General features: G+C 62.5%; 14 protein-coding genes. 9 read left to right on the forward strand and 5 right to left on the reverse strand.

Features of this window, described 5'->3' with window-relative positions:
• Window position 1 precedes the first annotated feature (1 nt).
• The 3 genes from ribH to ACZ1JV_RS19170 all read left to right on the forward strand — a co-directional run bounded on the left by ribH (window position 2) and on the right by ACZ1JV_RS19170 (window position 2612).
• Window positions 2-421 carry a 6,7-dimethyl-8-ribityllumazine synthase gene (ribH, locus tag ACZ1JV_RS19160; protein WP_395333409.1) on the forward strand — a complete coding sequence of 140 codons (420 nt, stop codon included), beginning with the start codon at window positions 2-4 and terminating at the stop codon, window positions 419-421.
• A gap of 11 nt (window positions 422-432) precedes the next feature.
• A complete protein-coding gene (locus tag ACZ1JV_RS19165; RefSeq protein WP_465150098.1) occupies window positions 433-1389 on the forward strand; it encodes an aldo/keto reductase in 957 nt (318 codons plus the stop codon).
• Between the two features lie 671 nt (window positions 1390-2060).
• Entirely contained in the window at window positions 2061-2612 is a 552-nt protein-coding gene (locus ACZ1JV_RS19170; protein WP_465150099.1) for a MarR family transcriptional regulator, read from the forward strand.
• A gap of 239 nt (window positions 2613-2851) precedes the next feature.
• Here the strand turns inward: ACZ1JV_RS19170 and eno are convergent, their stop codons facing one another.
• A complete protein-coding gene (gene eno / locus ACZ1JV_RS19175; protein WP_465150100.1) occupies window positions 2852-4138 on the reverse strand; it encodes a phosphopyruvate hydratase in 1287 nt (428 codons plus the stop codon).
• A 181-nt stretch (window positions 4139-4319) separates the two neighbouring features.
• Between eno and ACZ1JV_RS19180 the strand changes: the two genes are divergently transcribed.
• The 5 genes from ACZ1JV_RS19180 (at window position 4320) to ACZ1JV_RS19200 (ending at window position 6515) form a co-directional block, all read left to right on the forward strand.
• Window positions 4320-4856, forward strand: coding sequence for a hypothetical protein (locus ACZ1JV_RS19180; protein WP_465135345.1), 537 nt, complete (start codon window positions 4320-4322; stop codon window positions 4854-4856).
• A gap of 29 nt (window positions 4857-4885) precedes the next feature.
• Window positions 4886-5266, forward strand: coding sequence for a phage holin family protein (locus tag ACZ1JV_RS19185; protein ID WP_465150101.1), 381 nt, complete (start codon window positions 4886-4888; stop codon window positions 5264-5266).
• Complete coding sequence (locus ACZ1JV_RS19190) at window positions 5266-5598, forward strand: hypothetical protein (protein ID WP_465150102.1); 333 nt, start codon at window positions 5266-5268, stop codon at window positions 5596-5598. Before ACZ1JV_RS19185 ends, ACZ1JV_RS19190 begins: the two co-directional genes overlap by 1 nt.
• Window positions 5595-6167: a hypothetical protein gene (locus ACZ1JV_RS19195; RefSeq protein ID WP_465150103.1), complete on the forward strand. Its 573-nt coding sequence runs from the start codon at window positions 5595-5597 to the stop codon at window positions 6165-6167. The genes ACZ1JV_RS19190 and ACZ1JV_RS19195 overlap by 4 nt, the downstream gene beginning before the upstream one ends.
• 126 nt (window positions 6168-6293) lie before the next feature.
• Window positions 6294-6515, forward strand: coding sequence for a DUF4170 domain-containing protein (locus ACZ1JV_RS19200; protein ID WP_395333428.1), 222 nt, complete (start codon window positions 6294-6296; stop codon window positions 6513-6515).
• Window positions 6516-6602: 87 nt separating this feature from the next.
• On the opposite strand, the gene greA is transcribed toward ACZ1JV_RS19200, so the two are convergent.
• The 4 genes from greA to carA all read right to left on the reverse strand — a co-directional run bounded on the left by greA (window position 6603) and on the right by carA (window position 12290).
• On the reverse strand, window positions 6603-7079 hold the full coding sequence (gene greA, locus ACZ1JV_RS19205) for a transcription elongation factor GreA (protein WP_465135349.1): 477 nt from the start codon (window positions 7077-7079) through the stop codon (window positions 6603-6605).
• Between the two features lie 129 nt (window positions 7080-7208).
• A complete protein-coding gene (gene carB / locus ACZ1JV_RS19210; RefSeq protein ID WP_465150104.1) occupies window positions 7209-10532 on the reverse strand; it encodes a carbamoyl-phosphate synthase large subunit in 3324 nt (1107 codons plus the stop codon).
• A 47-nt stretch (window positions 10533-10579) separates the two neighbouring features.
• Window positions 10580-10957 (reverse strand): hypothetical protein, encoded by a 378-nt coding sequence (locus ACZ1JV_RS19215; RefSeq protein ID WP_465150105.1) that lies wholly within the window; start codon window positions 10955-10957, stop codon window positions 10580-10582.
• Window positions 10958-11123: 166 nt separating this feature from the next.
• Window positions 11124-12290 (reverse strand): glutamine-hydrolyzing carbamoyl-phosphate synthase small subunit, encoded by a 1167-nt coding sequence (gene carA / locus ACZ1JV_RS19220; RefSeq protein WP_465150106.1) that lies wholly within the window; start codon window positions 12288-12290, stop codon window positions 11124-11126.
• 163 nt (window positions 12291-12453) lie between these two features.
• Here carA and ACZ1JV_RS19225 point away from each other — a divergent pair, with 163 nt between their 5' ends.
• A complete protein-coding gene (locus ACZ1JV_RS19225) occupies window positions 12454-12906 on the forward strand; it encodes a GatB/YqeY domain-containing protein (protein ID WP_465150107.1) in 453 nt (150 codons plus the stop codon).
• Window positions 12907-12913: the final 7 nt, after the last annotated feature.

The following is a 12913-nucleotide window of genomic DNA, read 5'->3' on the forward strand; positions in this document are numbered from 1 at the left end:
CATGGCCCGTTTTCTCATCGTCGAAGCCCGCTTCTATGACCATCTCAATGACCAGCTGATCGCAGGTGCCAAGGCCGCCCTCAAGGCCGCCGGCCACAAGGGCGAAGTGATCACCGTGCCCGGCGCGCTGGAAATCCCGGCCGCCATCTCGATGGCCGATGCCACCGGTGACTATGACGGCTACGTCGCCATCGGCGTAGTCATTCGCGGCGAAACCTACCACTTCGAAATCGTCGCGGGGGAATCGGCACGCGGCATCATGGCGCTGACGATGGACGGCATTGCCATCGGCAACGGCATCCTTACCGTGGAGAACGAGGAACAGGCGCTGGTCCGCGCCGATCCCGCACAAAAGGACAAGGGCGGTGAAGCCGCCAAGGCCGCAATCGCGCTCTACGACCTGAAGGAGCGCTTCGCCTGACGGAGAGTTGAATGGTTGATACGATCCCGGTCGCAAACCCGAACGATACGCACCCCTCTATCGGCGGCATCCGCCTGGTACTGGGTGGCAACGTTTTCGGATGGACAATTGACCGGGATCGCAGCTTTGCGGTTCTCGACGCATTCTACGAAGCCGGCGGCCGCATGATCGATACGGCCGAAGGCTATTCCAACTGGGTTCCCGGGCATGTTGGCGGCGAATCCGAAGCGATCATCGGCGAATGGCTGGAAAGCCGCGGCATACGTACCGAAATGCGCATCGCTACGAAGACCGGCCAAGGGGGCGCGCCGGGTCTGCTCGCCGCCGACAAAGTCCGTGCGGCGCTGGAAGCCTCACTGGAACGCCTGCGCACCGATTACGTCGATCTCTATTATGCCCATCGCGATGACGGCACGACGCCGCTGGATGAAGTCGCAGGAGTATACGGGGAGCTTTTCGGCGCCGGCAAAGCGCGCGAACTGGGCGCGTCCAACTACACCCCGGAACGCCTTTCCAGCATCTGCACCGCGGCGGAAAGGCTGCACGCCAGAGGCTTCACGGTACTTCAGCCCTTCTACAACCTGGTCCACCGCGGCGAATTCGAGGGACCGTTGCAGGCGGTGTGCCGACAGTTCGGCATAACCGCCCTGCCTTATTACGGCCTCGCTGCCGGCTTCCTGACCGGCAAATACCAAAGCCCCGCGGATTGGCAGGGCACGGCCCGCGCGCATTCGCTGGAAGCGGCGGCCGCCGAAGGCGGGTGGGATGTCCTGAAGGCCCTTCGCAAAATAGCCGCCGACGCGAACGCCAGCCCTGCGCAGGTCGCACTTGCCTGGATCAACGCACAGGCGGGAATAGCCGCGCCGATCGCGAGTGCCACCAGTCCCGAGCAAGTGCATGAACTGGCCGGAGCCGCACGGCTCATACTTTCTGCCGATCAATGCCAAGCACTGTTTGCCAGCGCTTAATAAGTACATTTGCGTAGAACAATTCCTACATTACTGAATTTACACAATCAGTCCACGAACATGGAAGCTCCGAAACGTTAGTCATCAAAGAAACGAGTGTACCCAAGTTGGACAACGCCCATTCCGCGATTTCAATTTGTTCATAGTGCTGTAGCGGTATGGCAGAAATATCCGATATCGACCGTATTGGGAATGCAAGTCCAACTCGAACACCTCGTCCACATGATGCGAATCGCAGCCCTTGGCCCAGGGGAAACGGGTCCTGACGGGCCTTTCGCCCGATCGGCGGAGTAAATGCCAGTGAACACGGAACGGAAGCGCGCTGTATTGATCGCAGCGCTCATGACAGAACTATCGGCACTTGATGAGTTTGGCGCCATGGTGGCAGCGGCCCATCTCCAGGCCGCGATCGACGCCCTGCGGTCAACCTCCAGCGCGGAGCTAGATCCGTCCAATTTGGAATAAGCTGCGCAAGACGACCTGCCCCCACCATGCCACAACCCATGCATGGAAGTTAACTGTCGCACCAATCACCTGCTTATCTAAAAGACGAAGGCATTTGATTGGCGACACTTGACGATCTTCTGGAGTAATTTCTGCCCTTGATCTTTGCAACCGGCCCCAAAGTCGGCGCAAAGCGTTTTTGGCGGACGTTGGGCGGGCTCTAATATATGGAGAAAACCGATCAATTGATGCGCGGCCGGGCGAAGGCTATTCGCCTGATTGGCATTGCCAACGAACTTCTCGCCATGGCGCGAGAACTCGAAATCGGACAGACCATCGCCACGGAAACTCCGACCAGCACGGAACGCGATGGCACCAAAGGCGCCAGCCAGGATCACCCCATCTGGGTGGAACTGGCGCGGCAGACTTACGACGATCGCCGTCGGCGCACCAAGATCTTCGGATCAGAAGAACTTTTCGGCGAACCCGCCTGGGATATCCTGCTCGATCTGTTCATTGCCGCCAAGGAACGCCGCCGGGTTTCCGTGACGAGCGCGTGCATCGGCAGCGCAGTTCCATCCACCACGGCGCTGCGTTGGATCACGATCCTGGAAAAACAGGGCTTGCTCGTACGCGAAGCCGATCCCGGCGATGCCCGCCGCGTCTACGTCAAGCTGAGCGCGCGGGGGTATGCCGCGATGCTCGAATATTTCGCCTCTGCATCGCGCTCCGTCGTGCTGCTCGACGATCCCCGCATGGAGTTCTCGTCAGCGCGCTGAATTGCCGGTAGCCAACCCGTTCTGCCCCTGGGGGTGGGGATCCGGGCACGGAACCGACAGAGGCGACCGGGTGGCTGGCTTGCCCTGACCGGAGCCGGCCACCCGGCTTCAATTCCCCCGAAAGCTCCCCCTTATGCGAGCCGGTGGCGGCATGACGTCACCGGCTCGCCGCACCGAGCAAGCAAAAAGGCCCGACTCCCAATGGGAACCGGGCCTTTTGTTTCATTCGGATCGAACGATCAGCGCGTAAGGCGGCCGAAAGCCGATGCGCCGGCGAACTTCGCCGCCTTGCCCAGCTCTTCTTCGATGCGGATCAGCTGGTTGTACTTGGCAAGCCGGTCCGAACGGGCGAGCGAGCCGGTCTTGATCTGGCCGCAGTTGGTGGCAACGGCAAGGTCGGCGATGGTCGCGTCCTCGGTTTCGCCCGAACGGTGCGACATCACGGCGGTGTAGCCGGCGCGATTGGCGATCGAGACGGCTTCCAGTGTCTCGGTCAGCGTGCCGATCTGGTTGACCTTGACCAGCAGCGAGTTGGCCATGCCCTTCTCGATGCCCATGGTCAGGCGCTTGGGGTTCGTCACGAACAGATCGTCGCCCACCAGCTGCACCTTGTGGCCCAGCTTTTCGGTCAACGCGGTCCAGCCTTCGAAATCGTCTTCGGCCATGCCGTCCTCGACCGAGATGATCGGGTAGGCGCCGCAAAGGTCGACCAGGTAGTCGGCGAACTGGATCGGGCTCAGCGAAAGGCCCTCGCCGCTGATCTCGTACTTGCCATTCTTGAAGAACTCGGTCGCGGCGCAGTCCAGCGCCAGCTGCACGTCCACGCCGGGCTTGAAGCCTGCCTTTTCGATCGAGGCGAGAACGAAGTCCAGCGCCGCGCGGGTGCTGGCGATGTTCGGCGCGAAGCCGCCTTCGTCACCCACGGCGGTGGCCAGACCCTTCTCGTGCAAGCCCTTCTTCAGCGTGTGGAAGATTTCCGAGCCCCAGCGCACGGCTTCGGCGATCGAGCCGGCGCCAACGGGCATGATCATGAATTCCTGGAAATCGATCGGATTGTCCGCATGCTCGCCGCCGTTGATGATGTTCATCATCGGCACCGGCAGGACATGCGCCGAAACGCCGCCGACGTACGAATAGAGCGGCAGGCCGCGCGCATTGGCGGCAGCCTTGGCCACCGCAAGGCTGACGCCGAGAATGGCATTGGCGCCAAGGCGACCCTTGTTCTCGGTCCCGTCCAGCTCGATCATGGCGAGGTCGAGGTCACGCTGGTCTTCGGCATCCATGCCGACGAGTTCCTCGGCGATCTCGGTATTCACCGAATCGACCGCTTTCAGCACGCCCTTGCCAAGGTAGACGTTCTTGTCGCCATCACGCAGTTCCACCGCTTCATGCGCACCGGTCGATGCGCCCGACGGCACGGCCGCGCGGCCGAAACTGCCATCTTCAAGAAGAACGTCGACTTCAACGGTCGGGTTGCCGCGGCTGTCGAGAATCTGGCGGCCGTGGATATCGATGATCGCGGTCATGCTGAGATTTCCTCTTGAACGGCGCCAATGAAATAAGCCCTGGCGCTCTTGAGGGCGTCTTAGCAGGGGAACTTGATGTTACAAGTTGCGTTGCAGCAACCAGGACAACTTGTGTTACCCTGTCGGCACATCGCATATAGGCGAAAAACCGGGGTACCCCGAGAACAAGGAGGATTACGCCATGGCCGAACCTACAAGCGGCACCGGAAACGGAACCGAAAACGCTAAGGGCCACTTCAGCAAGGCCGTGGAAGAAGCCCGCGCCGGCGCCATTGCACTGGGCAAGGAAGCCCAGGCCGCGGCTGAAGGCTATCTCGGAAAACTGAACAGCGCCAAGGATGAGTGGTCGAGCGAGGCCAAGGTCCGTTCGGAAGACGCCAAGACCAAGGCCAGCGCTTTTGCGGACGATGCCAAGGTGAAGGCGACCGACCTCGCCAACCAGGGCAAGGCCAAGACCAGCCAGGCGATGGTCGGCCTGTCTAAGCTGATCGACGACAATGCCGGCCTGATCGACGAGAAGGCAGGACCCAAGTATGGCGACTACGCCCGTTCCGCCTCGAAGTCGGTAGCCGATGCAGCGGCGCGTCTGGATGAAAAGTCGCTCGACGAACTGGGTGACGAGGCTCGCGAATTCGTGCGCAAGAGCCCGGGCGCCGCGATCGGCATTGCGATTGCAGCAGGCTTCCTGTTCGGCCGCCTGTTCAAGAAGAGCAGCTGATTCAGCCCACCCCGGCACGAAAGGCGCCAATGCTCGACCCCGCACCGTCCCTCGATCTTGAGGTTGAGGACATCTCGTTTGCCCAGGATTTGCGCCTCCTTGCCGAGGAGGCGCGAACGCTTGCGCAAGCGGAACTGGCGTTTCAGAAGACCCGGGCCGCCTATGTCGGTGCCGAAGTCCGTACCATTGCGCTTTTCGGTGCGATGGCTGCGGTATTCGTGTTCTTCGCACTGATGGCGCTCGTATTCGGGCTGGTGCTCTCCCTGGCATCGGTGATCGGCCCCTGGGCCGCGACTGCCGTGGGGACGCTTGTGCTGCTTGTCATTGCCGTGGTTCTGGGCCTCAGCGCGCGGGCCCGTATGCGGCGGATGCGCGCAGCGATCGGCAGCGATTCCGGGGGCGAAATCTGATGGCCTCCCTCGCCACCCAACTCGCCGAACAACGTGCCTTACGCAACAGCGCGAAGGCCACGTTCGATGCCCATTATGCCGCACTCAAGGCGGACATCGAAGAACGCGGCATTGCCGGCCGCCTTGCCGACGAAGCGATCGACAAGGCGCTGGACGTTCTGGATGAGGCTGTCGCCGTCGTGGAAGAACACCCCGCCGTGATCGGCGGAACTTTCACGGCCCTTGTGCTTTGGCTTCTGAGAAACCCCATCCTTGCCTGGATCACCGATATATTCGGCGCGATCTCGGGCGAGGACGATACCGACGAAAAGCGAAAAGGAGCCTCACGGTGAGCGACGCTGACACCAAAAAGCCCGCCCAATCCGCAACCGATGGCAATCTGGGAGCGGTCGTGCCGATCCGGCCGGCGCCTGAGGCCGACAGCCCCTCGCGCAAGGTTATCGCGTTCGTGAAAGAACACCCCGTTCTGGTTATCGCCGGCGGCATCGCGGCCGGAGCGATAGTCAGCGCCCTGCTTCCGCGCCGGATCACGCGCGGGGCAGCATCGCGCACGGTGGAACTGGCCGAAGCGGCCGGAAGCGCGGCTCTGCTGTTCGGGCGCAACGCCTCCAGCAAGGCGCATGACCTGGGCCTGGGCGCCAAGCGCGAAGCTGGGCATCTCGCCGAACGTGCGGAAAAGGCCGGTGGCCATGCGGCCGAACGATTGGAACGCTATGGCCTTGCCGCCCTCGCCGCCGCCACTGCCTTGGGCAAGGCAACGGCCGACCGTGCAGAGAAAGTAAGCGGCGTCGCCGCGAAGAAGGCTGGCAAGATCAGCCACGATGCGGCCGAAACAGCGAGCGAGAAGTCGTTCCGTTTCGCTCAGCGCATGCAGGATTTCGCTCAACGCATCAGTCATTGAGAAATTGTTGCTAATGATTTAAAGGAGCATCTTGAGCCGTATCGCGCAAGCGATCGGCTCTTGCTCTGCGCACCGTCTGGACTTATGGGGACGCTCGTCTCTCCCAAAGGAAAGCGGTCTCTCCCCATGCAGAAACTTCACCTCGTGATGGGTGGCCGGGTCAAGGATCCGCGCAGCCTCGAATTCGCCGATCTCGACGCAATGGATCTGGTCGGTGTCTACCCGGATTACGCCTCGGCCGAAGATGCCTGGCGTTCAGCTGCCCAGCGCACGGTCGACGATGCGGAAATGAAGTACGTGATCGTCCACCTCCACCGTCTGCTCCAGCCGGATCAGTCGGAAGCCTGAACAGGCTCCCCGTCACCAAACGGCGGCGGAATCGAAAAAGGCCGGCTTTCGCCGGCCTTTTCTTTTGTCCTCGGCACAAGTCCGAATTCAGATGAATTCGATCTGCTGCACAAGGTAGAACTTGTCGCCCGACGGCACGGTAACTTCGACCTCTTCCTCGACCTTGCGGCCGATCAGCGCCTTGCCGAGCGGTGAGTTGTAACTGATGCGGCCGACACGGGCGTCCGCCTCGTAGGGACCGACAATCTGGTACTTCACCGGCTTGTCGTCTTCATCGAGCAGCGTCACCGTGGCGCCGAAGATGATCTTGTCGCTGGTCAGAGTGGCCGGATCGACGATCTGGGCGCGCGTGATCTTGTCTTCAAGGTCGGCAATCGTCGCCTCGACCTGGCCCTGACGTTCCTTGGCGGCGTGATACTCTGCATTTTCCGAGAGATCGCCATGCGCGCGCGCTTCCTCGATCGCATCGACGATCCGGGGGCGCTCTTCGCGCAGCGCCTTGATCTCGGCGGTAAGCTTCTCATACCCTTCGGCGAGCATGGGGAGCTTTTCGATACTGGCCATCTAACACTTCCTTCCTGCTGCCTCCCCGCTCGCGAAACCAGTCGGGGGAGACTAGTTTCCTGTCCCGTCCCCCAGGTCATTTCCGGGGGCTGGGCCGATCCGCAGCGATGTGGGGAGGCTAGATCGATTTCAGCTATAATAATCCTGCAACGAACGCACTTCAAGCTGGCTCCCGCGTTGCGCAGAAATTGCCTGTGCAGCAGCCACGCTGGCGGCGGCGGTCGTGAAGTACGGCACCTTGCCGGTAAGGGCGGAAGCGCGGATCGATTGCGAGTCCTTCAGGCTCTGCCAGCCTTCGGTGGTGTTGAAGATCAGTGCAATCTCGCCATCGACGATCTTGTCGACGATATGCGGACGACCTTCCGCCACCTTGTTCACCAGTTCCACCGGCAGCGCGGCCTCGGTCAGGTACTTGTGCGTGCCAGCCGTCGCGACGATGCGGAAACCTTCCTTCACCAGCATCTGCACCGCAGGCAGGATCACCGCCTTGTCACTGTCCTTCACCGAGACGAACACGGTGCCGCTGTCCGGCAGGCGCATGCTGGCGCCAAGCTGGGCCTTGAGGAAGGCGCGCGGGAAGTCGGCATCGATGCCCATGACTTCGCCGGTCGACTTCATTTCCGGGCTCAGCACCGGATCGACGCCGGGGAAGCGCGCAAACGGGAAGACCGCTTCCTTCACCGCCATATACGGCAGCTCGCGCTTGAACGGCGGGAAGTCCGCCAGCTTTTCGCCCGCCATCACGCGCGCGGCGATCTTAGCGACCGGCTGGCCGAGGGCCTTGGCAACGAAGGGCACCGTGCGCGAGGCGCGCGGGTTGACTTCGATCAGGTAGACTTCGCCATTCTTCACCGCGAACTGGATGTTCATCAGGCCGCGCACGTTGAGCCCGAAGGCCAGTGCTTCGGCCTGGCGTTCCATCTCGGCGATGATCTCGGCAGGCAGGCTATAGGGCGGCAGGGTGCAGGCGCTGTCGCCCGAGTGGATGCCCGCTTCCTCGATATGCTGCATGACGCCGGCCACGACGACCTGATCGCCGTCGCAAAGGGCATCGACGTCGCACTCGATCGCGTCGCGCAGGTACTGGTCGATCAGTACCGGGCTGTCGCCCGAAACCTGAACGGCGGTGGCGATGTAGTCGTCAAGCTGCTGTTCGCTGTCGACGATTTCCATGGCGCGGCCACCCAGCACGTAGCTGGGGCGCATCAGCACCGGGTAACCGATGCGATTGGCGACGTTCACGGCTTCGTCACGGCTGCGGGCAATGCCGTTGGCCGGCTGCTTCAGGCCCAGCTTCTCGACCAGCGCCGAGAACCGCTCGCGGTCTTCGGCAAGGTCGATCGCATCGGGCGACGTGCCGAGGATCGGGATGCCGGCATCTTCCAGCGCCTGCGCCAGCTTCAGCGGGGTCTGGCCGCCGAACTGCACGATCACGCCGACCAGTTCACCCTTCGACTGTTCGACGCGCAGGATTTCCAGCACGTCCTCGCCGGTCAACGGCTCGAAGTAGAGGCGGTCGGAGGTGTCGTAGTCGGTCGACACGGTTTCCGGGTTGCAGTTGACCATGATCGTCTCGTAGCCGACTTCGGCAAGCGCGAAGCAGGCGTGGACGCAGCAGTAGTCGAACTCGATGCCCTGGCCGATGCGGTTGGGACCGCCGCCGAGGATCACGACCTTCTTGCGATCCGATGGGTTTGCCTCGTTCTCCGGCTCACCGAAGATCGGCGCTTCGTAGGTCGAGTACATATAAGGCGTGATCGCCTCGAACTCGGCCGCGCAGGAATCGATGCGCTTGAACACCGGGTGCACGCCCAGCTTGGTGCGCAGCTGGCGGACTTCCTCTTCGCTGGTGGCACCGGCCATGGCGCGCAGCGCGTCATGCAGCAGGCCCGAACGCTTGGCCTGGGTCTCGCCCATGCCGCCGGCAACGCCGACCGAACGCACCGCCAGAGTGGCAAGGCGCTTGTCGGAGAAGCCCATGGCCTTCACGCGGCGCAGGCCCTGCGCATCGACCGGCAGGCCGTGCTTCATGATCTGCGCTTCTTCGGCGATGATCTCTTCGATGTGGCGCAGGAACCACTTGTCGTAGTGGGCGATGGCGTGAATCTCGTCCACGGAGAAGCCTTCGCGGAAGGCCTGAGCGGCCACCAGCAGACGGTCCGGCGTCGCCTTCGACAGCGCGGCGGTGATCACATCGCGGCCCGCACCTTCCAACTCGACCACGCGGTTGAAACCGTCGAGGCCGGTTTCGAGGCCGCGCAGGGCCTTCTGCATCGATTCCTTGATGTTGCGACCGATCGCCATGACTTCGCCCACCGACTTCATCGCGGTGGTCAGGTCGTTCTTGGCGCCCTTGAACTTCTCGAACGCGAAGCGCGGGATCTTGGTGACGACGTAGTCGATGGTCGGCTCAAACGCCGCCGGCGTGGCGCCGGTGATCTCGTTCATGATCTCGTCGAGCGTGAAGCCCACGGCCAGCTTCGCCGCGACGCGCGCGATCGGGAAGCCGGTGGCCTTCGACGCGAGTGCCGAGGAGCGCGAAACGCGCGGGTTCATCTCGATCACGATCAGGCGGCCGTCCTTCGGATTGACCGCGAACTGGACGTTGGAACCGCCGGTTTCGACGCCGATCTCACGCAGCACCTCGATCGAGGCGTTGCGCATGATCTGGTATTCCTTGTCGGTCAGCGTCAGCGCCGGGGCGACGGTGATGGAGTCGCCGGTGTGGACGCCCATCGGATCGACGTTCTCGATCGAGCAGATGATGATGCAGTTGTCGTGCTTGTCGCGCACGACCTCCATCTCATACTCCTTCCAGCCGAGCAGCGATTCCTCGATCAGCACTTCGGTGGTGGGCGAGGCATCGAGGCCCGAACGGACGATCGTCTCGAACTCGGCCTTGTTGTAGGCGATACCGCCGCCGGTGCCGCCCATCGTGAAGCTGGGACGGATGATCGACGGCAGGCCGGTGGTTTCCAGCACCTTGAACGCTTCGTCCATGGTGTGGGCCACACCAGAGCGGGCCGAGTTCAGACCGATCTTGTCCATCGCGTCGCGGAAGCGCTGGCGATCCTCGGCCTTGTCGATGGCGTCGGCGTCGGCGCCGATCATCTGCACGCCGAACTTCTCCAGCGTGCCATCGTTGAACAGCGCCAGCGCGCAGTTCAGCGCGGTCTGGCCGCCCATCGTCGGGAGCACCGCATCCGGGCGCTCCTTCTCGATGATCTTGGCGACCACTTCCGGCGTGATCGGTTCGACATAGGTGGCATCGGCCATGTCCGGATCGGTCATGATCGTCGCCGGGTTGGAGTTCACCAGGATGACCCGGTAGCCCTCTTCCTTCAGCGCCTTGATCGCCTGCGTCCCCGAATAGTCGAATTCGCAGGCCTGGCCGATGATGATCGGGCCGGCGCCGATGACGAGGATCGAGGAGATGTCTGTGCGCTTGGGCATGGGCTGTCCTGGGGTGTCCTGTGTGTCTTGTATGTCGGACTGGCGGCCTAGGCCACCAGTTCGCCAAACGCCTTGTCCCAGTAATCCGGGCCTTCGGCTTTGGCTTTGAGAATGATCGGGTTGCTGTCCTGCTCTTCGCGGATCACCGCCTTGAACCGGTCAGCCTGAAACTGATGCATCGAACCGCCGTACTCGCCTTCCGTGGTCGACCAGGCGCCCGTTTCGAGCATCCGGTCGATGAAGGCCTTGCCGGCTTCCTTGGAATGCTTGCGCACCTTGGGGCCGAACTTGCGGACGGCTACCGAGATCTTGTCCTCGAAGATGAGCTGCAGTTCACCATAAGGGTAGAACCGCGGCGCAACCGAGAGTTCGGCAGCCTGTCCGGCAATATAGTAAGCGATCATGTGGTCGATAAGGTTGGTCATTATATGGCACCTTGCTTTGCACGGGTTCCCGGCGCGAAGGCCGGGCTTCCCAGTGCATAGGCAAAGCGACATGCCGGGTCGAAATCTCGCTGGTCCGCACCGGCAATGATCGCCGATGCGGGATACGGCGCCAGCGCCGCAGCAAGAAACCGACCCGTGACGCCCATCAGGCCAGCATCCCCACGAACTTTTCGAAGAGGTAGAAGCTGTCCTGCGGTCCGGGGCTGGCTTCGGGGTGATACTGCACGCCGAAGGCCTTCTTGCCCTTGATCGAGATGCCGCAGTTCGAACCGTCGAACAGCGAGACGTGCGTCTCTTCGACGTTTTCGGGCAGCGACTGGTTATCGACCGCGAAGCCGTGGTTCATCGAGGTGATCTCGACCACCGCGTCGTCCAGGCGCTTCACCGGATGGTTGGCGCCGCGATGGCCCTGATGCATCTTCGAGGTCTTGGCGCCGGCCGCAAGGCCCAGCATCTGGTGACCGAGGCAGATGCCGAAGATCGGCACGTCGCGATCCAACAGCGAGCGGATCACCGGCACGGCATATTCGCCGGTCGCCGCCGGATCGCCCGGGCCGTTCGACAGGAACACGCCTGCCGGCTCCAGCGCGAGGATCGCGTCGAGCGAGGTTTCGGCGGGAACCACCGTCACGCGCGCGCCGGCCTTCACCAGATTGCGGAAGATGTTGTCCTTGGCGCCGTAGTCGATGGCGACGACGTGCGGCAGGGCATCGCCCGCAGCAGCGCCGAAGCCCTCACCGAGTTCCCAGGTCGAGCCTTCCCAGCCCTCCTGGATTTCGCGGCTGACGATCTTGGCAAGATCCATGCCTTCAAGGCCCGGCCATTCCTGCGCACGCTTGATCAGCGCTGGAATGTCGAATTCGCCTTCCGGGTTATGGGCGATCACCGCATTGGGCGCGCCCTGAAGGCGGATGCGGCGGGTCAATGCGCGGGTATCGACCCCGGCAAGGCCGACCTTGCCCTTGGCGGCAAGCCATTCGCCGAACTCACCCGCAGCGCGGAAGTTCGACGGGGCGGTCACGTCTTCACGAACGACGCAGCCAACGGCGCCATCGACCTTGGATTCGAGATCCTCGTCGTTGACACCGACATTGCCGATGTGGGGGAACGTGAAGGTGACGATCTGGCCCGCGTAGGACGGGTCGGTCATCACTTCCTGATATCCGGTCATCGCGGTGTTGAAGCAGACTTCGCCGACTGCTTCGCCAACGGCTCCAAAGCCGCGGCCCCAGACCACGTGTCCATCGCTCAGGACGAGAACGCCTGTCGCCCCTTCAGGTTTGGGCGCAAGCGTATATGCGGCGTCGGCCATGGTGGGTCGCTCCGTTTACGGCGTTTCTGACTATGTGTGCTAAGGCCCGCCCGCTAGACAGGGTTGTGCACCGCGTCAAGGCGCGACAGGTGCAATTTGGCGCACGGCTTGCTACTTTTGCGCCATCACCCTTTTCCAAAACCAGCAGAACAGCAGGAAAACAATGCTTCGTGATTCGATCAAGGCCGCCCAGATCACCGCGATGAAGGCAGGCGACAAGCCGCGCCTCGCCGCAGTTCGCCTCATCCTTGCCAAGATCAAGGACCGCGACATCGAACTGCGCACCGCCGATTCTCTTCCGGACGACGATGCCATGGTCATCGACGTGCTGCAGAAGATGGTGAAGCAGCGCCGCGAATCGATCCAGCTCTTCGAAGAAGGTGGCCGCCCCGAAAAGGCCGCCGAAGAGAAGGCCGAGCTGGACGTGATCGAGACCTTCCTGCCCGCGCAGCTCTCCGAGGAAGAGACCAAGGCCCTGATCGAGGCGATCAAGACCGAAGTTGGCGCCGAGAGCATGAAGGACATGGGCAAGGTCGTTGCCGCACTGAAGGCGCGCCACGGCACCCAGCTCGACATGGGCAAGGCTTCGGGCTGGGTAAAGGCGGCGCTGGCCTGACCTGACA

It is taken from the genome of Novosphingobium sp. BL-S-19 (assembly GCF_055521675.1).